The sequence below is a fragment of the Oceanicaulis sp. LC35 genome, from assembly GCF_052055585.1.
Classification (GTDB): Bacteria; Pseudomonadota; Alphaproteobacteria; order Caulobacterales; family Maricaulaceae; genus Oceanicaulis.
In genome coordinates this window covers 1,663,841-1,688,505 of the sequence record NZ_CP170485.1, presented here as the reverse complement: position 1 = coordinate 1,688,505, position 24,665 = coordinate 1,663,841, and the positions used below count along the sequence as shown (strand labels likewise).

Below are 24,665 nucleotides of genomic sequence, written 5' to 3'. Positions count from 1 at the left end.
TGCACGCTAGCCTTAGCCGTGGCAGACTCGCAAGCGCGCGACTCGGTTCTGGGGGTAGGCATGCGACTGGTCTTCATCACGATGGCGACACTGGGCCTGACGGCCTGTGTCAGCACGGGCTCACCTTCTGTCGAGGGGCGGGCGCAACCGGCGCTGGAGCTGGCGCGCCTTCTGGAAGACACCGCCCAACGTCACCCCGAGCGGATCGAGGCGTCCAGCGCCGAGATGGGCGCGCTGCGCGCCGCCCTGCTGGAAGCGCCTCATGCCGCGCCCCTGCAGTCTCCGGTCGCCCATAGCGGGCCTGAGCATTTCGCGCCGGCGCCGGACCTTGAGAACGCACAGAGCCTTCTGTACGCCGCGCATCTGGCCTCTTACCGGCTGATGAGCAATGCCGAGATCGGCTGGCGTCAGCTGAGCGTGCAACTGCCCGCACTGACGCACACCGCACCGCGCACCGAGCTTGTACATCTGGAGCAGGGTGATTTCCTGCGCCTGAAAGCGGGCCCGTTTGATACCCGCGCCGAGGCGCAAGCCTTGTGTGCGCAAGCGCAGGCGGCCGGTCTGTGGTGTCAGGCGACGCACTTTACCGGTGAAGCTCTACCCGGTTAGGTCCATAACAGCACTTGGCCATCAAGGGCGGAGCATGCTAGCGCCGCCTCATCTGGGTATCGGGGAGTCGTCAACGTGTCTGCTGACGCTGTTGGGTCAACGGGGCGCGCCGCCGAAGGCGCGCACGTCATCGTGGTCGGGAACGAGAAGGGCGGGGCGGGTAAGTCCACCGTCGCCATTCACCTCGCGGTGGCGCTGATGCGCATGGGCAAGACTGTCGGCGTCATTGATCTTGATCTGCGCCAGGCGAGCCTCAGCCGATATCTGGACAATCGCCGTCGCTGGGCGGACGCCCGCAGGGTCACGCTGCCCATGCCGGTTCAGGGACGCCTTCCGATTTCCCAGTCGCGGTCGCTCGATGATGTGGAAGCCGAAGAGCGTGCGGCCTGGGAAGAGACCCTGAGCCAGCTAAGCCGGGGCTGTGACTTCATCATTGTGGACTCGCCCGGCGGCGATACCCATTACGCCCGGCTCGCCCACGCCAGCGCCGATACGTTGATCACTCCGATCAATGACAGCTTCATCGACTTCGCCCTGCTGGCGGAGATCGATGGCGATACGTTCGAGGTCGGCCGTCCCAGCGTGTATTCGGAAATGGTCTGGGAATGTCGCAAGCGCAAAGCCATGCGCGACCGCAAATCCATCGACTGGCTGGTCATGCGCAACCGGGTCTCCAATCTGGATTCTCGCAACAAGCGCCGCGTGGGGCGCGGGCTGAAAGCGCTGTCTGAACGGGTGGGCTTCCGACTGGCGCCGGGTTTCTCGGAGCGGGTGATCTATCGCGAACTGTTCCCGGCGGGTTTGACTCTTCTTGACCTGACCGAAGCGGGCTCGTCCATGACCTTCACCATGAGCCATGTGGCGGCCCGTCAGGAATTGCGCGAACTGATGATCGTGCTCAAACTGCCTGGACTGAGCGGGAAACCCTTCCCGTTCTGAGGCGAATGTTGGCGCGATCATGATCTACTATCTCTTTGTCCTGTTGATCCTGGTCGGCTGGGTCGTCGCTGTCCTGATGGCGAAGCTGCCCTCAAGACAGGCGGCCAATCTTCTACGGTGGATACTCGGCATTGGCGGCTTGCTGCTGGGCGGCCTTCTGACAATCCGCGGCCTGGCTGTGGCCGGCATTCCCATGATCGGCGCAGCGCTCGGATTTCTGGGTGTCGCCATGGGCCGCAGAAAGCCCGGCGGCGCTTCCGGCGCCAGCTCACCGCCGCCCGCCACGACCGGCATGAGCGAAGCGGAAGCCCGCGCCATTCTGGGCGTGGGACCGGATGCCGACGAGGAGACCATTCGCAAGGCGCACCGCACCATGATGAAGCGGGTTCACCCCGATCAGGGCGGATCTGATGCGCTGGCGGCGAAAGTGCAGGAAGCGCGCGACGTTCTCTTGAAGAACTAGGCCGACGGCGGCACGGCGAAGCAGGATTCCCCGCTCGCTTCCAGGCGCTGGCAGATCGAACGGGCGCGGTCGCCATCCAGCCCGGCATAACGGGCGCGCCAGAGCTGGCGGCCATTACGCTCCAGCGGCTCAACGCGGGCCTGAGCATCCGTCAGCAGCGAGTGCAATCCCATCATCGCCACACTCTCAAGACGCGCAGACGCGGCGGCCTGAGACGTGAAAGCGCCCACCTGAACCGACCAGCCTTCGGGCGTAACGGCAGGGGTGAAGGGGCGAGGACGCGGCTCTGCGCCGAGATCGGCGAGTTCGACCTGCGCCGGCGGTGCGCCGGGCGCGGAGCCCTGAGCGGTCTGGGCCGGCAGGCTGGCGAGCTCGGCAGTTAGGATTTCCTGTTCACGTACAGGATTGAGACGCGGCGAGTTCAAAGCGGCCAGCATGCGGCCTTCGGATCGCGCGCTGACGGCTGAGAACGCGGCTTCGATCAGTTCGCGGGCATGGGCGTCGCGGACGGACGCAGAGACGCCGCCCATGACGACAGCGATGATGCGGTGGCCGTCACGCTCGGCGCTGGCGGCGAGGTTGAAACCCGAGGCGCGGATATAGCCGGTCTTCAGGCCGTCCACTCCGGCCTGATTGCCCACCAGCGAGTTGTGATTGCGGTGGGTGACGCCGTTCCAGCGGAACCGGGTCTCGCCGAAATAGTGATAATATTGCGGGAAATCCTCATGCAGGGCATAGGCAAGCCGTGCGATGTCGCGGGCTGTGGTGTGCTGGGCGGCGTCGGGCAGGCCTGACGCGTTGCGGAACACCGTATTGGTCATGCCCAGCTCGGACGCGCGCAGCGTCATGGCGGCGGCGAAACGGGCTTCATCGCCTTCAAGATGTTCGGCGACGGCCACGGCGACGTCATTGGCGCTCTGGATGACCAGGGCGCGGATGGCGTCCTCCACGCGCAAGGTCTGTCCCGCGCGCAGGCCCAATCGGGATGCCGGACGGCTGGCGGCCTCGGTGGACGCCGTGATCGTGTCATCCAGGCTGACTTCGCCCGCTTCCATGGCTTCAAAGAGCATGTAGAGCGTCATCATCTTGGTGAGTGAGGCGGGGTAGCGCTCGGCGTCGGCCCGGCGCGAATGCAGGACCTCGCCGGTCTGCATATCCGCGACAAAGGCGGCGTATCGCTCTCTCGCCTCGGCGCGGGAGGTGAGGGCGAAGACGCTCAGAACGCACAGCAGGGCAAGGATGTATCGAGACATGTCCGGGACGATGATGCACAAGCCCTTGCTCGAGCGTTAACCGTGCCGGATTTTTCTGCGCTCAAAGGGTTGCGACAATTTGTGCGCTGCACAAAAACGCCTTGACGACTCGCCCGGGAGCGTACATATATGCTGCACCTGCGAACGAGCAGGTAGCGCATGGAGCCCAACATGGCGAACGCGACTCCGAAAGAAACTGCGTCTGAGACGCCTGCACCGGCTGCCGCTGAAACGGCGACGCCGGAACAAGCGCCTCAATCGGAAGCGAAAACCAGGGCTGCTGCGGAGCCGGCGAAGCAACCGGCTCAAGCCGCGAAAGTCAGTGCGAAAGCGCCGGCCAAGCGGACCGCCAAAAAGACGCCGGGCCAAAGCAAAACCCGAAAGCCCTCGCCCCCTCGCAAATATTCTGGAGACACGTCGATGACCGCCGCCAAGAACACCGCCAAAGACACGATCGAAACCATGACCACCGCTTCGAACGAAGCCATCAAGGACGGCTTTGAGAAGTCCATGAAAGCGGTCAATGATTTCAGCGCCTTCCACAAGGACACTGTGGACGCCGTGATCGCGTCGAGCACCACTGCCGCGAAATCGCTTGAAGAGCTGAACGCTGCGAACCTGGCCTTCGCCAAGAAGTCCATGGAAGACAGCGTGGCCGCCGCCAAATCCATGGCCGGCGCCAAATCGGTTCAGGAAGTTCTCGAGATCCAGTCCGACTACGCCAAGTCGTCCCTGGACGCCATGATGGCCGAGATGAACAAGAATTCCGACCTGATGTCCAATCTGGTCAAAGACACGTTCAAGCCGATCAATGATCGCTTCTCCGCCGCTCTGGAACTGATGCAGTCCCAGCGCTAGGCGCACCTTATCGCCGGATCGCGCCTCGATGCACGGTCCGGCCCGGTTTCCTCCCTGACTGGTCCGGCGTTCGACGTCGGACCATTTTTTTTGACCTGATTGGCGCGCTTTCCACCGATAAGCTGCGTTGTGATCAGTTGAGGGGGTTCTCAGTAACCCCGGGGCGCTTATTTAATTCTATGATCGATTGCCGCAGCTGGAAAACCGGATCAAGCTGGGGCGAGCTTATATGAGACGCCTGACTGCCCATGAGTGAGCCTAAGAAGCCAGACCTGCCCGATCAGGAGACCGGCGTAACAGTCAAGCCGCGCGCACGGACCAAGCGTCCGTCGATGTACAAGGTTTTGCTGCTCAACGATGATTACACTCCAATGGAGTTCGTCATCGAGGTTCTGGTTCGCATATTTCACAAGGGGCAAGAAGACGCGACTCGCATCATGCTTCATGTGCACCAGCATGGAGTCGGGGTGTGCGGCGTGTTCACCTACGAGGTCGCCGAGACCAAGGTGGCTCAGGTCATGGACGCTGCGCGTCGCGCTCAGCACCCGTTACAGTGCACGATGGAAAAGGATTAGGCCTTGCCCTCTTTCTCACCCACTCTCGAACGTTCCCTGCATCGCGCCCTGACGGCCGCGACTGAACGCAAGCACGAATACGCCACGCTGGAGCACCTTCTGCTCTCGCTGTGCGAGGATGTGGATGCGTCTGCGGTCATGCGGGCGTGTGATGTGGATGTGGACGAGCTTCGCGACACGCTCAATGAGTATGTGGACGAAGAGCTGGCGAGTCTCATGGTCGATGATGGCGAGGACGCCAAGCCGACCGCCGGTTTCCAGCGCGTTATCCAGCGCGCCGTGATCCACGTGCAGAACTCCGGACGGGATGAAGTCACCGGCGCCAATGTGCTGGTGGCGCTCTTCGCCGAACGCGAAAGCCATGCCGCCTACTTCCTCGCCGAGCGGGACATGACCCGCTATGACGCGGTCAATTACATCTCCCACGGCATTTCCAAGAAGCCGGGCGAGTCTGACTCCCGTCCGCCCCGTGGCGCCGACGAGGATGCGGTCGAGCCGGGTGAGGGCGCCGAGGAGAAGGATGATGCGCTGTCAGCCTATTGCGTTGATCTGAACGAGAAGGCGCGCGAAGGCGGCGTTGATCCGCTGATCGGTCGTGAGCACGAGGTGGAGCGCTGCATTCAGGTGCTGTGCCGCCGCCGCAAGAACAACCCGCTTCTGGTGGGTGATCCCGGCGTGGGCAAGACCGCCATTGCTGAAGGTCTGGCGCGCAAGATCGTCGAGCATGAAGTGCCGGACGTGCTGGCCGAAGCGACGATCTATTCGCTCGACATGGGCGCGCTGCTGGCAGGCACCCGCTATCGCGGCGACTTTGAAGAGCGCGTCAAACAGGTCGTCAAGGCGCTCGAAGCGCGCCCGAACGCGGTTCTGTTCATCGACGAAATTCACACGGTGATCGGCGCAGGCGCCACCTCTGGCGGTGCGATGGATGCGTCCAACCTGCTCAAGCCGGCCCTGCAACAGGGCGGCCTGCGCTGCATGGGCTCGACCACCTACAAGGAATACCGTCAGCATTTCGAGAAGGACCGGGCGCTCGCGCGGCGCTTCCAGAAGATCGACGTGACCGAGCCGTCCGTGCCGGATGCGATCAAGATCCTCAATGGCCTGAAGCCCTATTTCGAGGAATTCCACGATATCCGCTTCACGGCGGATGCGCTGAAATCGGCGGTGGAGCTGTCGGATCGATATATCGGCGACCGCAAGTTGCCCGATAAAGCCATCGACGTCATCGATGAAGCGGGCGCCTCCATGCGCCTGGTTCCGGCGTCCAAGCGCAAGAAGACCATTGGCGTGAAAGAGATCGAGGCGGTGGTCGCCAAGATCGCCCGCATCCCTCCGAAATCGGTCTCCAAGTCCGATGAGGCGGTGCTGCGCGATCTCGAGACCTCGCTCAAGCGCGTGGTGTTCGGCCAGGACGACGCCATCGACAAGCTGGCGAGCGCCATCAAACTGGCGCGCGCTGGCCTGCGCGAACCCAACAAGCCCATCGGCTCTTACCTGTTCTCCGGTCCGACCGGGGTGGGCAAGACCGAAGTGGCCCGCCAGCTGGCGGATACGCTGGGCGTGGAGCTTCTGCGCTTTGACATGTCCGAATACATGGAACGCCATACGGTGAGCCGCCTTCTGGGCGCGCCTCCGGGCTATGTGGGCTATGATCAGGGCGGCCAGCTGACGGACGCCATCGACCAGCACCCGCACTCGGTCCTGCTGCTGGATGAGATCGAGAAGGCGCACCCGGATATCTTCAACATCCTGTTGCAGGTGATGGATAATGGTCAGCTGACCGATGCCAACGGCAAGTCCGTGGACTGCCGCAACGTCATCCTGATCATGACTTCCAATGCCGGTGCGGCGGACGCCGCCAAGGAAGCCATCGGCTTTGGCCGCGGCAAGCGCGACGGCGAGGACCAGGCGGCGATCGAGCGTCTGTTCACGCCTGAATTCCGCAACCGTCTGGACGCCATCATCCCGTTCGCCGGGCTCAAGATCGATGTCATCGGCCGTGTGGTCGAGAAATTCGTCCTGCAGCTTGAGGCGCAACTGGCTGATCGCGGCGTGACCTTCGAGCTGACCGAAGCGGCGACCCGCTGGCTGGGTGAGCGCGGGTATGACGAGAAGTTCGGCGCCCGTCCGCTGAGCCGGGTCATTCAGGATCACATCAAGAAGCCTCTGGCTGAAGAGATCCTGTTTGGTCAGCTCAAGAAGGGTGGCGTGGTCAAGGTGGATGTGGATGCCGCTGATACCGAGCGTCTCGATTTCGAGATTATTCCGGGCGACCGCCTGAACGACGCCAAGCCCAAGCGAAAACCTAAAAAGACAAAAGAAACAGTGAAGTGATCAAACCTCTTCATGCTTGCGCGCCGCTGATCCTCAGCGGCGCGTTCGTTTTCAGCGCGAGCGCTCTGGCGCAAACGCCGGACTTTCGCGCTGACGCCGAGCACCTGCTTGAGCTGATCGACGAAAAGTACGCCTATTTTGCGCGCTTTGACGGGCGCAATCCGGCCCGTGGGGCGCAAGGCGTTGATCCCGACGCGGTCACGGATGCGTCCAGCCTGTTGCGGTTCGCCGAATGCGCGATCAACGCCCTGCAGGACCATCACGCCATTCTGGGCATTTCCTCGCGCAGCTCATACGGCCTGACGCCGAGCTATAATGATCTGTGGGTTGAGCACCGTGACGGCGCCTATGTCATCACCGATGTGCGCGATGGTTCCCCGGCGCAGGCCGCAGGCGTTGAACCCGGCTGGCGGCTGTCTTCCGTCGCAGGCCAATCCATGGACGAGGCCGTGGCCGGGCTGTGCGGGGGATCTTATGAGGCCGACGCCGCGAAAGGCTACGCCGCCAGGGTGCTGGCGGCCGGACCCCGCGATCAGACGCGAGAGTTTGTCTTTACCGACGCCAGCGGTCAGGAACAGGCTTTGAGCCTGCCCAATCTCTATCAGGTTGAAACGCCCGAACGGCCGCTGATCAGCGTGTCAGACCATGACGGCATCCGCGTGCTGCGGTTCAACAATTCGTTGGGCGAGCAAGGGCTGATCGCCGCCATCGATGAGGCGCTGTCGGGCGCGCGTCCGGATGGTCTGGTTATTGATCTGCGCGATACGCCCAGCGGTGGCGACACGCTCTATGCCCGCGCCCTGATGGGGCGTCTGATTGATGAGACGCAGCCCTATCAACGCCACGCCTTTCCCCAGATCGAACGCGATACGGGCGTCGCCCGGCAATGGATGGAAGAGGTGCTGCCGCGTGGCGAAAGCCTGGCCGGTGTTCCGGTCGTGGTGATCTCCGGGCGTTGGACCGGCTCGATGGGCGAGGGTTTGACCATAGGTCTCGACGCTGTGGCGGACGCCGTCACCCTGGGCGCGCCTATGGCGGGGCTTCTGGGGGCGATCTATGACTATGACCTGCCCGAAACCGGCTGGACCGTGAAGCTGCCCACCGAGGCGCTCTATCACGTGAACGGTACGCCGCGTGAAGCGTATGAGTCGGATATCGTTCTTGAGAGCGCAGATTTGCGCGGGCCCAATGGCGAGGATCTGGCGCTTGAACGGGCTTTGAGCCTTCTAAGATAGTCGTTCAGCTTGTGGGGGTGTCTGCCGTCAGGAACCCCAGCACCTGCTCGACCACACGCGGGTCGCGCAAGATGCCGCGATGACCGACGCCGTCGAAGATTTCAGATCGGGCGTCGGGCCAGGCGCTGGTGATGCGCTCTGCGCTGACCGGGGGCGCGATCTGGTCATTGGCGCCGTGCAGGATCAGAGCCGGGATCGTCAGGTTCGGCGCGTCCAGCGTGATGTCCATATTGGCGGCAGGCTCGCCCAGGCTTTCGCTCATCGCTTCAATCATCAGCGCGATGGCGCGACGCGATAATCCCATCGCTTCGGACTGGAAGGCGGCGTTGCGGGTGAGGGCGTCCGGCGCGCCCAGCCCGACCACGCGGTCCGGCTTGAGCCCGTGGCGGGTCATGGCGAGTACACTCGCAGGCAGGCCCATGGAATGGGCGACAACGCCATAGGGTTGGCCCAGCTGGGCTGCCGCAGCGCCAAGCCCTTCGGCGAAGGGCAGGATGTAGGCGCTATGGCCTTCACTCTCCCCATGAGACGGTCCGTCGATCAGCGCGACTGAAAAGCCCGCACTCATCACCGCTTCACCCAGTGTGGAGAGGTCTGCACTGTCCGCTTCCCAGCCATGCTGGAAGAAGACCAGCGGGCCGTCGCCGCCGCGATAGACGCGTTGCCGGCCCTTGGGCCCCTCGAACGTATCCTTGTTCAGGCTGTCGAGCCAATCGCGGCCCTTGTCGGTTTGTTTGCGCACGCGAGGCCGGGTGAATTCGCGCGAAACCGAGGCTTTATACGTGCGCGGCAGGAAGGCGGCGGTGGCGTTGGCGGCAAGGGAGAAAGCAGTCGGCATAAGACAGTCTCTTTATGAAATCCATGTCGACGCTAGGGCTTTTGGGGTTGAGGGGAAAGCCTGTCCTGTGCATGGCTGTCATAAACGCATGACTGAGCCTGATGTCCTAAGGAGCCGCCCATGATTGTCTCAAGTCTCGCCTTTCTGGCGCTCAGCCTCGCGCATCCGCCCTCGGAGAGCGCGGTTACAGGGCGCGTGGTGGCTGTGGACTTCACCCAAGAGCCGCCGCTGGTTGAGGCGTTTGGCGGGCGGCGCTTCTATGTGGAGGACGATCTGGGTGATCCGCGCGCGCGGCTCGTCTGGACCGCCTATGACTGCCAGGGCGAGGTGATGGCGCGCACCTATCCGTTCGATCCGCGCTGGACGAGCGGCGGGCATGCGGATGCGGATCCGTCCGGGGAGGCTGGCGAGCGAACGGGCGCAGGCTTGCAGGCCGGGCCGCTAGAGGATGCGGACGCAATCTTGCCGGTGAACGCGGCGCGGTTCGAGATCATCGAGCGGAATGCGGAGGGCGAGGCCGTGACGGTCCACGGCCCCTTCGACATGCCCGAAGTCTGGTGTGAGTAGGGGCGTCTAGAGCGCCGCCTTGATCTTTTCACACAGGGCGTTGAGCTCATCCATATCGGCCTGACCGGCGCTGCCATGGCCAGCGATGTCCTGACCGTCCCAGCGGGGGATGATGTGGAAATGGATGTGATAGACGGTCTGACCGGCCGGAGCGCCGTTGAACTGGGCGATGGTCACGCCATCGGGTTTCAGCGCGATTTCGACGGCCTTGGCCACTTTCTTGACGCGCTTGATCGCCTCGGCGGCGCCGTCATCTGAAATCTCCAGAAGATTGCGCGCGGCCTCCTTGGGAATGACCAGCGTGTGCCCTTTGCTTTGCGGGAAGATGTCCATGAAGGAGAGCACATGCTCGTCCTCGTACACTTTCACGCACGGCGCTTCCCCGCGCAGGATCTTGGCGAAGATATTCTGGTCGTCATAGGTCCCGTGAAGGCTCATGGCGGGTCTCCTGCTTGGTTGGGCTTCGGGGTTTGGTAGCGCGAACCGTGGGACGGACCAAGACCTATCCGTCCTTGCGATAGGGGCTTTCTGTTTCCAGTGCCTGACGTTCTGTCTCAACTGCCCGGCGTTCGGAGCGCAGATACCGCTCCACGGCGCCATGCAGGCCTTCATGGACGATGTCATGGGCGGAATAGACAAGCTGAGGGCGATAGCCGCGCGCCAGCTTGTGCGCGCCCTGGGCGCCGGCTTCAACGCGACGGAGCCCGTGGGCGAGGGCGTAGTCGATGGCCTGATGATAGCAGAGCTCGAAATGCAGCTGGTCGGCGAAGCGCAGGGCGCCCCAGTACCGGCCATAGAGCGTGTCTGATCCGATGAAGTTCAGCGCACTGGCGATATAGTCCTCGCCGTCTTTCGCCATCACCAGCAGGACCTTGTCGGCCATGCGTGCGTGGATCAGGGTGAAGAAGTCGCGATTGAGATAGGGCGTGCCCCATTTGCGGTCGCCCGTGTCCTGATAACAGGCGAAAAACACGTCCCAATGGTGTGCGGTCAGCGCATCGCCGGTGAGCTGTTCGATCGTGACGCCATCCTGCGCGGTCTTGCGTTCCTTCCTCAGGGCCTTGCGCTTGCGCGAGGAGAGGGCGGCGAGGAAGCCTTCATAATCGCCATAGCCCTCATCGTCCCAGATGAACTGGATGTCCTGTCGCGCCAGCAGCCCGGCCTCAATGAGGTCCGATTGTGTGGGGGCGTCGGGGAACAGCACGTGCCAGCTGGACAAGTCGAGTTCGCGGGCGGCGTGCCGTCCGGCCTTGATCAGCGCTTCACGCACCAAAGGATCAGAACTCAGCATGCGCCGCCCGGTGGCGGGTGTGAAAGGGATGGCGGTCAGCAGTTTGGGGTAATAGGCGCCGCCGGCGCGCTCCAGCGCATCCGCCCAGGCATGATCAAAGACATACTCGCCATACGAATGCCCCTTCACATAAAGCGGCATCACGCCGATCACCCGGCCGTCATCGTCCTCGGCGATCAGATGGCGCGGCCCCCAGCCGGCCTCCTCGACCGCGCAGCCCGAAGTCTCGAGCGCATCAAGGAAGTCCCAGCTCAGAAACGGGTCATAGGGCTGGTCATCCGGATTGGCGCAGCGATCCCAGTCAACAGGATCGATCTGCGCCATCCGGGTGATCATGCGCACGGAGATATCGGTCATGAACCGTCCAGAAGCTGTCTCAGAGCTTCGATATAGGCAGGCCGCTTTGAGAGTTCGAGCGCGATCACGCGATTTCGATCACCGCATCCACTTCCACAGCAGCATTGAGCGGCAGCACCGCAACGCCCACAGCGGAGCGGGCGTGACGGCCTGCATCGCCAAACACTTCGACCATCAGGTCGGACGCGCCATTGATGACTTTCGGGATATCGTGAAAATCGGGGTGCGCGTTCACGAAGCCGCCCAGTTTCACCACGCGCAGCACGCGGTTGAGATTGCCGTCACAGGCGGACTTGAACTGTGCAATCAGGTTCAGCGCGCACAGACGCGCCGCCGCCTGGCCCTCTTCCAGCGTCATACCGTCGCCCAGTCGTCCGGTCACCAGGCCGTTGGGGCCCATCGAGATCTGACCGGAAATATGCACGGTCTGACCGCTCTGCGCATGCGGCACGTAATTGGCCACAGGGGCTGCGGCTTCCGGCAGGGTGAGGCCAAGCGCGGCAAGGCGGGATTCGATGTCAGCCATGGGACAAGCTCCGATTGGATGTGGACCGTCACAATTAGGCGCCTGAAAGCCATTCTGGCAATGAGGGCGGCGGGTTGAATTCAGTGGGCGCGGCCTGCATGCTGCAGATTAACGATAAGGTGAGCTGATGGCGCGCGACGCAGCGAGCATGACAACGCTGAGACCCGTCCGCCTGCGGACAGCCGATGGCAAATTGCTGTCCGGCGTCTTTCGTGTGCCTGGTGCGCCAACCGCCGTCATGGTGATCAACCCTGCAACCGGATACCGCAAGGACTTCTACGGCCCCTTCGCTGAGGCGGCGGCGGAGAACGGCTGGGCGGTGCTGACCTATGATTATCGCGGGCAGGGAGACTCCGCTCGCTGCCACCCCCGCCGGGAAACCGCGCGCATGCTCGACTGGGCGCGCTATGACATTCCCGCTGCGGCCGAAGCCGCCTGCCAGGCGTTTCCGGGCCTGCCGCTCGATATTGTCGGCCATTCCATAGGCGGTCAGTTTGCGGCGCTGGTGAACCCGGCTCTGCCGGTGCGCCGGCTGGCGCTCCTGTCCGCCTCATCGGGATATTGGGGAGACCAGTCCCCGCCGCTCAAATATTTCGCCTGGGCGTTCTGGCGGATCTTCGGTCCGGCCTATCTGCTGCTACGCGGGCATATCCCCAAGGGTGTGTTCTGGCGGGGCGAGCCTTTGCCGCCGCGCGTCTGGGCGGACTGGCGGGATTTCGGCATCAATCCCGAATGCTTCAGGGACGCCATCGCGGAGCTGGGTCTCACCTCCCGGTATCAGGGCTTTCGCGCCCCGGTCCGGGCGTGGACGCCGGATGACGACCCTATCGCCAATCCCCAATCCGTGCGCTGGCTTCTGGAGCGGTATGAGAACGCGCCGACCGAGATGAAGCTTGTCAGTCATGAAGACGCCGCCTGCGGCCCGCTGGGCCATGATGGTCTGTTCCGCTCCAAGCTGGCGGAGGTATTCTGGCCGCAGGTGTTTCGCTGGCTGTCCCAGGACGCCTACCGGCTCTCGCGCAGCGGCTAGTCCCGGTCTTTTTTCAGCATGCGGCCCTTGATGATCGCCGCTTCCCCGAACTTGGCGCGGGCGGCGTCCATGGCGCGCTCGGCGGCGGCGCGTTTGAGCGCATTGGGGTCCAAGAGGTCGCCCGCATCCGCGATGGCGGGCTCCAGCACCGAATAGCCCGCGCCGATCAGGCGATAGCGCACCCCCTCAGGCTCCTTGTCGAGCATGTCGCAGCTGGTGCGGTAGAGCGTGTCCGCCAGCTGGGCCGGGTCAGACAGGGTGCGGCGACGGGTGAGGGTGCGGAACGTGTCGGTCTTGATCTTCAGTGTCACCACGCGCCCGGCGACGCCCTGGACTTTCATCCGGTCGGCGACTTTCACGCACAAGGGCCAGAGCCGGTCCTTGAGGGCGGATTTGTCGGCGATGTCGTCATTGAAAGTGGTCTCCGCCGAGACCGATTTGCGCTCGCGCTCGGGGCTGACCTTGCGGTCATCTTGTCCGCGCGCGAGGCGGGCGAGGCGCAGGCCGGATTCACCGTATTTGCGCGCCAGCTCGCCTTCAGAGCGCCTGAGCACGTCAGACAAGGTGTAAAGACCGTCCGCATTCAGCTTCTTGCCCAGGACGGGCCCCACGCCATAGACGTCACCCACTTTCATCTGCGCGAGGAAGGCCGGGGCGTCGGCGCGACCGATCACCGAGAAACCGTTGGGCTTGTCGAGATCGGAGGCCGTCTTGGCGAGGAATTTGTTGAAGCTGAGCCCGACCGAAACCGTCACGCCCACCTCATTGAGGATGCGCCGCTGCAGACGCAGCAGCGTCAGGGCGGGCGGCGCGCCATGTAGCTTCTCTGTCCCGGACAGGTCGAGAAACGCCTCGTCGATGGAGAGCGGCTCCACCAGCGGGGTCACATCCTGCATCATGGCGCGGATGCGCCGGCCTTCAGCGGAATAGACCTCCATGCGGGGGCGGACCACGACCGCGTCCGGGCAGGCCTTGAGCGCCTGGAACATGGGCATGGCCGAACGCACGCCGTATAGCCGCGCTACATAGCAGGCGGTCGAGACGACGCCGCGCTTGCCGCCGCCAATGATCACCGGCTGGTCTTCCAGCTCGGGATTGTCGCGCTTTTCCACCGAGGCGAAGAAGGCGTCGCAATCAATATGCGCGAGGGCCAGCGCATTCAGTTCAGCATGGTGCAGTACCGGACCGCGTCCGCAATGAGGGCATTTGACGCCCGCCGGGGCAGGCGACAGGCAGCTGCGGCAGTATGAAGGGGTGGACGGCTCGCTCATGGCGCCTCCCACAGCCATGCGGCCCCGCGCACGCCCGAGCTGTCGCCATGCATCGGCGTTGTGATGTGTGTGACCAGATCGTCGGTGAAAGCCCAATCTTTCAACCGGCCGGCCAAATTTTCGGCAAAGCCCTCCAGATTGGACAGACCGCCGCCCAGCACGATGATCTCAGGGTCCAGAATATTGATCACATTCGAGAGCGCCCGCGCGAAGCGGTCGGCATGCCGGTCGAGGCTGGCCTGACAGACGGTGTCGCCATTTGCGGCGGCCTGGGCGATGTCCTGCGCCGTCAGGGGCGATCCTCCATGGCGTTGATGATCACGTGACAGGGCGGGGCCGGAGCACCAGGCCTCAACGCAATTGGATTTTCCGCAATAGCAGGCCGGGCTGATCGCCAGCTCCTCTGCACTCATATAGGGCAAGGCGGTGTGGCCCCATTCGCCGGCATTGCCATCGGCGCCGGACACGAGCGCCCCGTTCAGAACCACGCCGCCACCGACTCCGGTTCCGGCTATTACGCCAAAGACGCTGCGGGCGCCGGCGCCCGCGCCATCGCGGGCTTCTGACAACGCAAAACAGTTGGCGTCATTGGCGCAGCGCACGGGGCGGTTGAGCCGACGCGCGAGATCGTGATCGAGCGGGTGGCCGTTGAGCGCTGTGGAATTGGCGTTGCGCATCAGCCCGGTTCGGGGGTTGAGGGACCCCGGATGGCCCACGCCGACGGGCAGGGGCGCTTTCAGCCCCGCTTCTGCTTCGACCGCATGGACCAGATCCGCGATGGCGTCGAGCTTGTGCAGATAGCCCTCCGGGGTCGGCATTCGGCGGCGCACAGCGCAGTTTCCGCTGTCATCGACCAGCGCCGCCTCGATTTTCGTGCCGCCGAGATCCACGCCTAACCGTAACACGGGCCGCCTCTTTTTCCTCGCATGGGACGTTCATATCTTGTTCTAATCGCCCTGCGAAGACGGGGACTCATTCTTGATTAAGGAAAGTGGGGTTTAATGCACTCTGGATGGTCAAAACGCTCACGCTGCAAAGACGGCGGGGCGAATTGGGGAAAGCGCGGTTATAATGCTGCAGGTCATGTCCAAAAAAGTTCTGATCGTTGAAGACAACGAGCTGAACATGAAGCTATTTCGTGATCTGCTCGAAGCGCACGGCTATGAGACCGTGCAGACCAGCGAAGGCCTCAAGGCGCTCGATATGGCGCGTGAGCACAAGCCGGACCTGATCCTTATGGATATTCAGTTGCCTGAAGTTTCGGGGCTGGATGTCACCAAATGGATCAAGAATGATGACGAATTGTCGGCCATTCCCGTTGTGGCCGTCACCGCATTCGCCATGAAAGGCGATGAGGAACGCATCCGTGAAGGCGGTTGCGAAGGTTATCTGTCCAAGCCGATTACGGTCGCATCCTTCATCAAGACTGTTCGAGACTTTCTCGACTAGAAGGAGACACGGGTGAGCGCGCGCATACTGGTCGTCGATGACATCGAAACGAACCGTCGTCTGCTTGAGGCGAGACTGACGGCCGAATATTTCGATGTGCTGATGGCCCCTGACGGCCCGACCTGTCTGGATCTTGCTCGTGACCAGAAGCCGGACGTGATCCTGCTCGACATCATGATGCCGGGTATGGACGGGTTCGAAACCTGTCGCCGTCTGAAGGCTGACCCTGAAACCCGACATATTCCCGTTGTCATGGTCACGGCGCTCGATCAGCGCGCCGACCGGATTCGCGGGCTGGAAGCCGGGGCTGACGAGTTTCTCACCAAGCCGGTCGATGATGTCGCGCTGTTTGCGCGCGTGCGCTCTCTGCTGCGTCTGACCAGCGTCATGGATGAATTGCGCCAGCGCGAAAGCAATGGCGTTGAAATGCTGTCCTATGAGCCTGCCAATGGCGGCGGCCGCGTGATCGTGGCGGCGGCCGACCAGCAGGCGGCGCACCGCATTGCGAGGGCCTTGCCCGCCACGCTGGACGCGCATGGATATGGCGATCCCAAGATTGCGATCTCACAGGCCCGTCATGCGGATCTGGTGATTGTGGACCTCAGCTCGCCCCGGTTTGACGGATTGCGCCTGTGTGCGCGCATCCGGTCCGATGTGGACACCCGTCAGGTGCCCTTGCTGGGCGTTGTGGATGAAATGGACAAGCGCACCATGGTGCGCGCGCTCGATCTGGGCGTGAACGATGTGATTTCCCGCCCGCTTGATCCGGGTGAACTGGCGGCGCGCAGCTCGACCCAGCTCAAGCGCAAGCGCTATGCAGACGCCCTGCGGGACCGTCTGGATGAAAGCCTTGAGATGTCCGTGCGCGATGCGCTGACCGGACTGTTCAATCGCCGCTATACCGTGTCGCGTCTGCGGCAGGCCCTGGATGGCTTGCACGCCAATCATGAGCCGGTCACCACGGCGCTGATTGATATCGACCATTTCAAGCGCATCAACGACACCTGGGGCCATAATGCGGGCGATCAGGTGCTCAAGGAAATTTGCGTGCGGCTCAGCGAGCAATTGCGCGCGATCGATATCGCCGGCCGCTATGGCGGTGAGGAATTCCTGGTGGTGTTCTCAAACACGACGGCGCGCGAGGCGTGTGAAGCGATGGAGCGCGCCCGTCTGGCGGTCTGCGCTACGCCGGTGACCCTGCGTGAGACGGGCGACATCATCAATGTCACGATGAGCGTCGGCGTGGCCGAGGCGTTCCGGGAAGACAGCGTCGAGGCGCTGATCGAGCGCGCGGATACGGCGCTCTATGACGCCAAACGATCCGGACGCAATCGCGTGATCGAGGCAAAACGAAAAGCCGCCTGAACAAACAGGCGGCTTTTCCAATTCCGGTCAGACCGAATAAATCGCGCTGAAGCGCAGACTTACTTGATCTTGCCTTCTTTAAACTCGACGTGCTTGCGCGCGACCGGATCGTACTTTTTCAGAACGAGTTTCTCGGTCATCGTGCGGGCGTTTTTCTTGGTCACGTAGAAATAGCCCGTGCCCGCCGTCGAGTTCAGGCGGATTTTGATGGTAGTCGGCTTGGCCATAGTCGCGCACCCGTACACAAAAACTTGGCGCGCCAGACACAAGTCCGGCGCAACGAGCCGCGGAACATACTCGCGCCTGCGCTGCTGTCAATGCCGAGAACGCGGTTTGCTCAGTACAGACAGGACGAAGTACAGCCCCGCCATGGCGGCGAAGGCGGCCATCAGGCCCCAGGGGTCAGCAATGTCCATGGAAACCCCGCCCAGAGCCGGGCCCAGCAAGGATCCCAGCCCGTAGGCGAAGATGAAGGCGGCGTTGGCCGAGGCGAGGGCGCCAGCCTGCACCCGCTCGCCGATCATCGCCAGGCCAATGGTGTAAAAGGCGCTGCTGGCGCCCACAAAGAAGAACACCATGGGGATCAGCAGCCACAGATTCGCGCCGGCGATTCCCATCGCGACAGAAAGAATCACGGCGCTGATCGCGACGCCCGACAAGGTGCGGTCCCGGCCCGTCTTGTCCGCCAGCTTGCCGAGCGGGATTTGCAGCGCAATCGCCCCGAGCGCGCCCACAGCGACCAGCAGACCGACGCCTTGGGACGCAATGCCGATGCGTTCGGCATAGACGGGCATCAGGGCGAAGACATTGGTCTCCAGCCCGCCGAACACCAGGCCCGCCAGAATCGCCAGAGGCGCCAGACGCGCGGAGGACAGAAGGGCTTTCAGACCGGATTCCTCCAATGAGGGGGGCACGATCTGCGGGCCTTTAAGAATGAGGATCGGCAGCGCGCCAAGCGCATAGATCACGCCGCCCGCAATCCAGGGCGTCCAGCCTTCAGAACCCAGCACAGCCAGAAGCAGGCCGCCTGACCCGAACCCGCCTGACAGAACCGTGGCGTAGACCGCCAGAAGGCTGGCGCGGCTCTCAGGCTTGGCCAGCTGATTGATCCACGTCTCGCTGGCGACAAAGATGATCGTCACCGACAGGCCCATCACGAAACGCAGAACGAACCAGATCACGGGGTCCGGCATTGCGGGGAAGAGCACAAAGCCTGTGGCGGTGATCAGGGCGCAGATCACCACGGTCTGACGGGGGGCGGTCCGGGCCATCAGGGCCGGGATCAGCGGTGTCGCCAGAAGCGTTGAGAGCGCAGCGGCGGCGGCGTTCGCGCCCACTACGGCGGCTGAGCCCGTCATGGCTTCAAGATTGAGCGCCACGAGCGGCATCAAGAGGCCGAAACCGCAGCCGGCAAGCGCCGCACAGCAGATCGCCGCGATCAGCGAACGCGTGCGGGCCAGATCGGGAGAGGAGAGAAAGCGGGAGACCATCGCCCGGCCTATAGCCGGACTTCCTGCCTCTGTCCCGCCCGGAATGACACCATCAGAGGACGCGGGCGACCACCCAGGGAGGCGAGGGCGGTTTCAGCAAAGATGTCCAGCGCCTCATCCTGAAGCAGTTCAGGCGCTTTCTCCGGGTTGACCCAGGCCACGCGTTCACCGCCCCGGCGCTTGACCGAGTTGGAGATGCGGGCGACGGGCGCAGTGAAGACGCGTATATGACGGCGCGTCCGGGCGTCGGCGGGATCCAGCGCCCGGCCCAGATAGGTCAGGCTGTCGCGATCCGGCTGCAAATGGTGTCGCGTCAGACGCGCCCAGGGGTTCGTGCCGGGAACACGCACATCCGTCGCCAAAGGCCGCGCCAGAAGCTGCCCCAGCTCGTCTGAGAGCGCGCGAATGGCCGCGTCCATGAAGGCGCCGGTCTGGCCTTCCGGCGCGCCCAGACGCTTGCGAGAGATCACAGGCCCGCCAAACTCCGCCAGCCCGTCGCCGCGGGCGGGTCGCGCCAGGGGCAGGCCATAGCCGTTTTCAGAGCGCACCAGCGCAATCTGGCGCGAATGCGGATCGGCCAGAATGAGGGTCGCCATATTGATCGGGCGCGCGCTCATAACGTCTCCACACGCGGGCCGGAGCGCGTGCTCCGAAGATAGCGGACGGGGCGCGCGGGGTCTTTCAGCCAGCCCTCAAGCTCGCCAATCACATATTGCGTGGCGATGGGCAGGTCGAGCGTGCCGCGCTCGCTCAGCGCCACCCAGCGAAGATCCTCAAGCTCGCCATTGCTGGTGAGGTCCGTCGTGCCGTGCACATGCTCCACATCACAGGTGAAGAACCAGGCGTCAAAGCGGCGGGGGCGCTTGGGCGGGGTAATGGCGCGAGTGATCACATCAAGCGGCGCGGCATTGGGCTGGGCGCCCGCCGCCTCGAATGGCGCCCAGGGCGCCTTGAAGCTGCAGGCGGTCTCTGCCGGCTTGCCCAGGATCAGCCCGGTCTCTTCCGCCGTTTCACGCAAGGCCGCCGCCGCAGCGGCGCGCGCGCGGCGTTCGGTCAGCACGCGCGTCATCACCGTGCGGGTCTGATCGTTGAGCTCTTCGGCCAGAGGCGCATAGCCGTCAGTCGGATCCACGCGCCCGCCGGGAAACACGTATTTGCTGGGCATGAAGACATGCCCGGTCGAGCGGCGACCGAACAGGAGTTCAATCTCGCCGTTCGCGCGCTGACGACGCAGCAGCAGCGAGGCGGCGAGTTTCGGGCGTGGACTGGTTTTAGGCGCGGTTTTCTTATCGTATTTTGCGTCTGGCATTGTGTTTCTTTGCGCGCGGCGGGCCGCGGCGCTCGTATTTGTCGCGCGGACGTCCGCGCCCTTTGGGCGGTTTTCCGGATTCGGGTGGCGTTAGAATGTCGAATAACAAGCCGCCCGTCACGGGTGTCGCTTCATCAAGGCGCACGGTGACCGCCATGCCAAGCCGGTAGCGACCGCCCGAACTTTGCCCGACCAGCGCATGCGCCGCCTCGTCGTGCATGTAGTATTCCTGCCCCAGACGCGAGACCGGGCACAAACCGTCCGCGCCGGTTTCATGCAGGCGTACGAACAGGCCAAAGCGGGTCACGCCGGTGATGCGGCCCTCAAACTCGGTCCCCACGCGGTCCGCGAGCCAAGCGGCGATGAAGCGGTCCACAGCATCGCGCTCGGCCGCCATAGCGCGACGCTCGTTCGAGGTGGTGTCCTCGGCGATCCGCTGAAGCTGGCTGCGTTCTTCATCGGTTTGCCCGTCAGAGCCCAGATTATAGGCGCGGATCAGCGCACGGTGGACGGTGAGGTCCGCATAGCGTCGGATGGGCGAGGTGAAGTGGGCGTATTTGGCCAGATTCAGACCAAAGTGCCCGATATTGTCAGTGTCATAGACGGCCTGGGACTGGCTGCGCAGCACCACCTCATTGACCGTCTCGTAATGGTCAGTGGACTGGGACGCCTGCAGAAGCGTGTTGAAGCGCGACGGCGTCGGGCGCTCGCCGCGGGTCCATTTCAGGCCCACATGCGGCAGGAAATCCGCCAGGTTATCGAGCTTCTCAGAGCCCGGCTCATCGTGGATGCGATAGATCAGCGGGCTGTTCCTGGCCTCCAGCGCCGTGGCGGCTGCCACGTTCGCCTGGATCATCATCTCTTCGATCAGCTTGTGCGCATCAAAGCGTTCGCGCAGGCGCACGCCCTGAACCCGGCCATGCTCGTCCACCACCACCTTGCGCTCGGGCGCGTCGATCTCCAGCGGTTCACGGCGCTTGCGCGCCTGACGCAGCGCGTCATACGCCCCCCAGAGCGGCTTGAGCACGTCTTCGAGCAGGGTTTCCGCCTTGCCAGAGCCCTTGCCATCGATGGCGGACTGAGCGTCTTCATAGGCCAGCTTGGCGGCCGAACGCATCCAGCCGCGAATGAAACGGTGGGCGATCTGATTGCCATTGCGGTCAAAGACCATGCGCACGGCCAGGCAGGGGCGTTCCTCACCCTCGCGCAGCGAACACAGATCATTGGACAGACGCTCGGGCAGCATCGGCACCACCCGGTCGGGCAGATAGACCGAGACGCCGCGATTGCGGGCGCCCTTGTCGAGCGGGCTTGCGGGGGTGACATAGGCGGCAACATCGGCGATGGCGACGATCACGATCCAGCCATCCGGATTCTTCGGATCGTCATCGGGCGCCGCCCAGACCGCATCGTCATGGTCGCGCGCATCAACAGGGTCGATGGTGACCAGCGGAATGTCGCGCAGATCCTCGCGATTGCCCATGGTGACAGGTTCGATCGCGTCGACCTGTTTGAGTTCAGCGTCCAGGAAGCCGTCCGACACGCCGTGTTCAGCCATGGCGATGATCGAGCCGGCGCGGGCGCTGTCAGCGCGACCCACCACTTCGTCGATCAGGGCGGTCTTCAGGCCGTGACGGCGCTCGGACGCGATGCGCACGATGACAAGATCGCCGTCCTCGGCCTTGCTGGTCTCGCCGCGTGCAGGGACCAGTTCATGACGCACGCGGCGATCCACCGGGACCAGACGCGCCGGGCCGCGGGTATTGTCGCGCAGCACGCACAGAATACGGTGCGCGGACTGGCCGAGTTTCTTGATGACGCTGGCCTCATAGCCGTCTTCGCCCTGCATGGGCGCCAGACGGGCGAGAATGCGGTCGCCTATCCCCGCCGCTGGGCCGCGCGTGCGCTCGCCGGGCTTGAGGATGATTTTCGGGCCTTGCAGTTCCGGCTTCACGGGCTGGCAGATGAACTCGCCATCCACATCCCGGTCGATGACCTCCAGCACGGTGACCGCCGGCAGCTGGTCGGCCATCTCATAGGCCTTCTGCTCGTTCTTGCGAATCTCGCCGCCATCCTCAAGCTCGCGCAGGGCGAGCTTGAGGCCGGACCGCTGGTCGCCTTTGAGGCCGAGGGACTTGGCGAGCTCACGCTTGGTGAAGCGTCCTTCGCCCAGCCGGATCGCCTCGATCAGGGCGTCCTTGGTGAAACCAAAGCGGGCGTATGGATCTTCGTTCAAGACGGGGCCTTTGTACTCTTCGTGGTGGTTTTCTTGGCGGTCGTTTTCTTCGCGGCGGGCTTTTTGGCGGCGGTCTTGGTCTCGCCATCCGCCTTTTTGGCCGCCGGTTTCTTGGCCGGGGCCTTTTTCTTCGCCGGAGCCTTCTTCTTGGCAGGCGATTTGGCCGCTTTTGCGGCGATCAGCTCCAGCGCCTGCTCAAGCGTGACCTCGGCCGGGTCCATCTCCTTGGGCAGGGTGGCGTTGATCTTGCCGAACTTCACATACGGGCCGTAACGCCCGCTCATGACATTGATGGCGCCGCCCTCATCGGGGTGCTCGCCAAGCTCCTTGAGCGGAGCCGCCGCTGCGCCGCCGCGACCGCGCGGATTGGCTTTCTTCTGCTCGATCAGGTCCACGGCGCGGTTCAGACCCACCTCGAACACCTCGTCGGCGTTCGACAGGTTCGCATAGGTCTTGCCATGCTTGACGAAGGGACCGTAGCGGCCAATGCCAGCCTCGATCATCTCGCCATCTTCAGGGTGCGGGCCAATCTTGCGCGGCAGGTCGATCAGCGCGACCGCCTTTTCAAGCGTGATGGACGCCGGATCCCAGCCCTTGGGGATGGAGCCGCGGCGCGGCTTGTCTTCATCCTCGACCTGCATTTCCAGATACGGGCCGAAACGACCGTCCTTAAGTACGATCATGGCGCCGGTTTCGGGGTGCGCGCCCAGCTCGCCATCGCCTTCAACGGCATCGAGCTCGCCGCCGCCCAACGGGCGGGTATAGCGGCAATCGGGATAGTTCGAGCAGCCCACGAAGGCCCCGTGCTTGCCCAGACGCAGCGATAGCGCGCCCTCATTGCATTTGGGGCAGACTTTGGGGTCCGAGCCGTCTTCACGCGGCGGGAAGATCAGCGGCGCCAGCGCCACATTCATCGCGTCGATCACGTCGCCAATGCGCAGATCGGCGATGTCCTCGATGGAGGCGTGGAAGTCTTTCCAGAAATCACGCAGCAGCTGCTTGTATTCCAGATCGCCCGCCGAGACCTTGTCGAGCTGGTCTTCCAGCGACGCGGTGAAATCGTACTGGACGTAGCGCGCGAAGAAGTTTTCCAGGAAGGCGATAACGACGCGGCCCTTGTCCTCGGGCTTGAAGCGCTTGTCTTCCATGCGGACATAGTCGCGGTCGCGCAGCACCGACAGGGTCGAGGCGTAGGTCGACGGGCGACCAATGCCCAGCTCTTCCATTTTCTTGACCAGCGACGCCTCGGTATAGCGGGGCGGGGGCTGGGTAAAGTGCTGTTCGGCCAGCGTCTTCTCGGCCTTCGCCGACGCGCCTTGCTGAACGGCGGGCAGGCGGTTCTCGCCCTCATCCTCTTCGTCGTCACGGCCTTCCTGATAAAGGGCGAAGAAGCCCGGGAAGGTCACAACCGTGCCGGTGGCGCGAAGGGCGAGGGATTTGTCGTCGTTTTCAAAGTCGATGGTGGTGCGCTCAAGCTGCGCCGCTTCCATCTGGCTGGCGACGGCTCGCTTCCAGATCAGGGCGTAGAGCTTGGCCTGATCGGCTTCAAGGCGCAGTTCGTCCGGATGACGGGTGAAGCTCGTCGGACGGATCGCTTCGTGCGCTTCCTGGGCGTTCTTGGCCTTGGTGGAATAAAAGCGCGGCTTCTCCGGCACGAACTGCGAACCATGACGCTCGCCGATCACGTCGCGGGCCTGCATCATCGCGCCCATATCCATGGAGACGCCATCGGTCCGCATATAGGTGATCAGACCGACCGTCTCGCCGCCCAGATTGACGCCTTCATACAGGCGCTGCGCGGTGCGCATGGTGCGTTGGGCGTCAAAGCCCAGCTTCCGTGCGGCTTCCTGCTGCAGGGTGGAGGTGGTGAAGGGCGGGGGCGGATTGCGTTTGGTCGGCTTGGCCTCGACGGCCGCCACCGTGAAGTTCGCCGCCTTGATGGCGGCTTCGGCGGCGCGGGCGCGTTTCTCTTCGCCAATGGTCAGGCGGGTGATCTTCTCGCCTTCAAACCGGGTCAGCTTGGAGGCGATCAGCTGATCGGCGCCGTCGGTGCGCACATCCGCGTCCACAGACCAGTATTCCTGGGTGACGAAACGCTCGATCTCGGTCTCGCGCTCGGTGATCAGACGCAGGGCGACTGATTGCACCCGGCCGGCCGAGCGCGCGCCCGGCAATTTGCGCCACAGCACCGGCGACAGAGTGAAGCCCACCAGGTAATCGAGCGCACGGCGCGCCAGATAGGCTTCCACCAGCTCCATATCGAGCTCGCGCGGATTGGCGATGGCGTCGGTGACCGCTTTTTTCGTGATGGCGTTGAACGCAACGCGCTGAACCTGCTTGTCCTTGAGCACCTTGCGCTTCTGCAGCGCTTCCAGAAGGTGCCAGGAGATCGCTTCACCTTCGCGATCCGGGTCAGTGGCCAGTATCAGGGTGTCAGCGTCTTTGAGCGCATCGGCGATGGCCTTGATGCGTTCCTTGGACTTGCCCTCGACGGTCCAGTCCATCGCGAAGTCTTCGTCAGGGCGTACCGATCCGTCCTTGGGCGGCAGATCGCGCACATGGCCGAAGCTGGCGAGCACGGTGTAATCGCTCCCCAGATACTTGTTGATGGTTTTGGCTTTGGCCGGGGATTCGACGACAACGACGTTCATATGATCACTGATAGCA

Annotated in this window: 24 protein-coding genes; 11 read left to right on the top strand and 13 right to left on the bottom strand. The window is 63.6% G+C overall.

Translation table 11 applies throughout. The features are described 5' to 3' along the window. Nucleotides 1-60: 60 nt before the first annotated feature. From ACFELO_RS08010 to ACFELO_RS08000, 3 genes are all read left to right on the top strand, one after another. Nucleotides 61-609: an SPOR domain-containing protein gene (locus ACFELO_RS08010; RefSeq protein ID WP_440957253.1), complete on the top strand. Its 549-nt coding sequence runs from the start codon at nucleotides 61-63 to the stop codon at nucleotides 607-609. A gap of 75 nt (nucleotides 610-684) precedes the next feature. Next, nucleotides 685-1,548: a division plane positioning ATPase MipZ gene (locus ACFELO_RS08005; protein ID WP_440957252.1), complete on the top strand. Its 864-nt coding sequence runs from the start codon at nucleotides 685-687 to the stop codon at nucleotides 1,546-1,548. A gap of 19 nt (nucleotides 1,549-1,567) precedes the next feature. Next, complete coding sequence (locus ACFELO_RS08000; RefSeq protein WP_440957251.1) at nucleotides 1,568-2,011, top strand: DnaJ domain-containing protein; 444 nt, start codon at nucleotides 1,568-1,570, stop codon at nucleotides 2,009-2,011. Here the strand turns inward: ACFELO_RS08000 and ACFELO_RS07995 are convergent. Then, the gene (locus ACFELO_RS07995; protein ID WP_440957250.1) at nucleotides 2,008-3,264 is read right to left on the bottom strand and encodes a serine hydrolase; all 1,257 of its coding nucleotides are present in this window, start codon (nucleotides 3,262-3,264) and stop codon (nucleotides 2,008-2,010) included. The two genes, ACFELO_RS08000 and ACFELO_RS07995, sit on opposite strands and share 4 nt — an antisense overlap. A 420-nt stretch (nucleotides 3,265-3,684) precedes the next feature. On the opposite strand from ACFELO_RS07995, the gene ACFELO_RS07990 reads away from it, so the two are divergent. The 4 genes from ACFELO_RS07990 (at nucleotide 3,685) to ACFELO_RS07975 (ending at nucleotide 8,269) form a co-directional block, all read left to right on the top strand. After that, nucleotides 3,685-4,122 carry a phasin family protein gene (locus ACFELO_RS07990; RefSeq protein WP_440957249.1) on the top strand — a complete coding sequence of 146 codons (438 nt, stop codon included), beginning with the start codon at nucleotides 3,685-3,687 and terminating at the stop codon, nucleotides 4,120-4,122. A gap of 248 nt (nucleotides 4,123-4,370) precedes the next feature. Continuing rightward, the gene (clpS, locus tag ACFELO_RS07985; RefSeq protein ID WP_009800658.1) at nucleotides 4,371-4,697 is read left to right on the top strand and encodes an ATP-dependent Clp protease adapter ClpS; all 327 of its coding nucleotides are present in this window, start codon (nucleotides 4,371-4,373) and stop codon (nucleotides 4,695-4,697) included. A gap of 3 nt (nucleotides 4,698-4,700) precedes the next feature. Next, nucleotides 4,701-7,034, top strand: a complete 2,334-nt coding sequence (gene clpA / locus ACFELO_RS07980) for an ATP-dependent Clp protease ATP-binding subunit ClpA (protein ID WP_440957248.1) — start codon at nucleotides 4,701-4,703, stop codon at nucleotides 7,032-7,034. Continuing rightward, entirely contained in the window at nucleotides 7,031-8,269 is a 1,239-nt protein-coding gene (locus ACFELO_RS07975; protein ID WP_440957247.1) for a S41 family peptidase, read from the top strand. Before clpA ends, ACFELO_RS07975 begins: the two co-directional genes overlap by 4 nt. 4 nt (nucleotides 8,270-8,273) lie before the next feature. On the opposite strand, the gene ACFELO_RS07970 is transcribed toward ACFELO_RS07975, so the two are convergent. After that, nucleotides 8,274-9,107: an alpha/beta fold hydrolase gene (locus ACFELO_RS07970; protein WP_440957246.1), complete on the bottom strand. Its 834-nt coding sequence runs from the start codon at nucleotides 9,105-9,107 to the stop codon at nucleotides 8,274-8,276. Between the two features lie 120 nt (nucleotides 9,108-9,227). On the opposite strand from ACFELO_RS07970, the gene ACFELO_RS07965 reads away from it, so the two are divergent. Beyond that, complete coding sequence (locus ACFELO_RS07965) at nucleotides 9,228-9,674, top strand: hypothetical protein (RefSeq protein ID WP_440957245.1); 447 nt, start codon at nucleotides 9,228-9,230, stop codon at nucleotides 9,672-9,674. Nucleotides 9,675-9,680: 6 nt separating this feature from the next. On the opposite strand, the gene ACFELO_RS07960 is transcribed toward ACFELO_RS07965, so the two are convergent. The 3 genes from ACFELO_RS07960 to ACFELO_RS07950 all read right to left on the bottom strand — a co-directional run bounded on the left by ACFELO_RS07960 (nucleotide 9,681) and on the right by ACFELO_RS07950 (nucleotide 11,848). Then, nucleotides 9,681-10,112 carry an HIT family protein gene (locus ACFELO_RS07960; protein WP_440957244.1) on the bottom strand — a complete coding sequence of 144 codons (432 nt, stop codon included), beginning with the start codon at nucleotides 10,110-10,112 and terminating at the stop codon, nucleotides 9,681-9,683. Between the two features lie 64 nt (nucleotides 10,113-10,176). Next, on the bottom strand, nucleotides 10,177-11,322 hold the full coding sequence (locus tag ACFELO_RS07955) for a GNAT family N-acetyltransferase (protein ID WP_440957243.1): 1,146 nt from the start codon (nucleotides 11,320-11,322) through the stop codon (nucleotides 10,177-10,179). A gap of 64 nt (nucleotides 11,323-11,386) precedes the next feature. Continuing rightward, on the bottom strand, nucleotides 11,387-11,848 hold the full coding sequence (locus ACFELO_RS07950; protein WP_440957242.1) for a RidA family protein: 462 nt from the start codon (nucleotides 11,846-11,848) through the stop codon (nucleotides 11,387-11,389). Nucleotides 11,849-11,975: 127 nt separating this feature from the next. Here ACFELO_RS07950 and ACFELO_RS07945 point away from each other — a divergent pair, with 127 nt between their 5' ends. Then, on the top strand, nucleotides 11,976-12,878 hold the full coding sequence (locus ACFELO_RS07945; protein ID WP_440957241.1) for an alpha/beta hydrolase family protein: 903 nt from the start codon (nucleotides 11,976-11,978) through the stop codon (nucleotides 12,876-12,878). Here the strand turns inward: ACFELO_RS07945 and ACFELO_RS07940 are convergent. Together ACFELO_RS07940 and ACFELO_RS07935 are read right to left on the bottom strand one after the other, a co-directional pair. Beyond that, a complete protein-coding gene (locus tag ACFELO_RS07940) occupies nucleotides 12,875-14,149 on the bottom strand; it encodes a DNA polymerase IV (protein WP_440957240.1) in 1,275 nt (424 codons plus the stop codon). The two genes, ACFELO_RS07945 and ACFELO_RS07940, sit on opposite strands and share 4 nt — an antisense overlap. Beyond that, on the bottom strand, nucleotides 14,146-15,054 hold the full coding sequence (locus tag ACFELO_RS07935; RefSeq protein WP_440957239.1) for an ROK family protein: 909 nt from the start codon (nucleotides 15,052-15,054) through the stop codon (nucleotides 14,146-14,148). Before ACFELO_RS07935 ends, ACFELO_RS07940 begins: the two co-directional genes overlap by 4 nt. Before the next feature lie 178 nt (nucleotides 15,055-15,232). On the opposite strand from ACFELO_RS07935, the gene ACFELO_RS07930 reads away from it, so the two are divergent. Together ACFELO_RS07930 and ACFELO_RS07925 are read left to right on the top strand one after the other, a co-directional pair. Continuing rightward, nucleotides 15,233-15,598, top strand: a complete 366-nt coding sequence (locus tag ACFELO_RS07930; RefSeq protein WP_009800670.1) for a response regulator — start codon at nucleotides 15,233-15,235, stop codon at nucleotides 15,596-15,598. 12 nt (nucleotides 15,599-15,610) lie between these two features. Further along, nucleotides 15,611-16,963 carry a PleD family two-component system response regulator gene (locus tag ACFELO_RS07925; RefSeq protein WP_440957238.1) on the top strand — a complete coding sequence of 451 codons (1,353 nt, stop codon included), beginning with the start codon at nucleotides 15,611-15,613 and terminating at the stop codon, nucleotides 16,961-16,963. A gap of 59 nt (nucleotides 16,964-17,022) precedes the next feature. On the opposite strand, the gene rpmG is transcribed toward ACFELO_RS07925, so the two are convergent. The 6 genes from rpmG to topA all read right to left on the bottom strand — a co-directional run bounded on the left by rpmG (nucleotide 17,023) and on the right by topA (nucleotide 24,649). Then, a complete protein-coding gene (gene rpmG / locus ACFELO_RS07920; protein WP_009800672.1) occupies nucleotides 17,023-17,190 on the bottom strand; it encodes a 50S ribosomal protein L33 in 168 nt (55 codons plus the stop codon). A gap of 87 nt (nucleotides 17,191-17,277) precedes the next feature. Then, nucleotides 17,278-18,453 (bottom strand): MFS transporter, encoded by a 1,176-nt coding sequence (locus tag ACFELO_RS07915; RefSeq protein ID WP_440957237.1) that lies wholly within the window; start codon nucleotides 18,451-18,453, stop codon nucleotides 17,278-17,280. Nucleotides 18,454-18,461: 8 nt separating this feature from the next. After that, nucleotides 18,462-19,070, bottom strand: coding sequence for a hypothetical protein (locus tag ACFELO_RS07910; RefSeq protein ID WP_440957236.1), 609 nt, complete (start codon nucleotides 19,068-19,070; stop codon nucleotides 18,462-18,464). Then, nucleotides 19,067-19,762 carry an NUDIX hydrolase gene (locus tag ACFELO_RS07905; protein WP_440957235.1) on the bottom strand — a complete coding sequence of 232 codons (696 nt, stop codon included), beginning with the start codon at nucleotides 19,760-19,762 and terminating at the stop codon, nucleotides 19,067-19,069. The genes ACFELO_RS07910 and ACFELO_RS07905 overlap by 4 nt, the downstream gene beginning before the upstream one ends. Continuing rightward, nucleotides 19,740-21,998: a ribonuclease R gene (gene rnr / locus ACFELO_RS07900; RefSeq protein ID WP_440957234.1), complete on the bottom strand. Its 2,259-nt coding sequence runs from the start codon at nucleotides 21,996-21,998 to the stop codon at nucleotides 19,740-19,742. Before rnr ends, ACFELO_RS07905 begins: the two co-directional genes overlap by 23 nt. Next, nucleotides 21,995-24,649 carry a type I DNA topoisomerase gene (gene topA, locus ACFELO_RS07895; protein ID WP_440957233.1) on the bottom strand — a complete coding sequence of 885 codons (2,655 nt, stop codon included), beginning with the start codon at nucleotides 24,647-24,649 and terminating at the stop codon, nucleotides 21,995-21,997. The genes rnr and topA overlap by 4 nt, the downstream gene beginning before the upstream one ends. Between the last annotated feature and the right edge of the window lie 16 nt (nucleotides 24,650-24,665).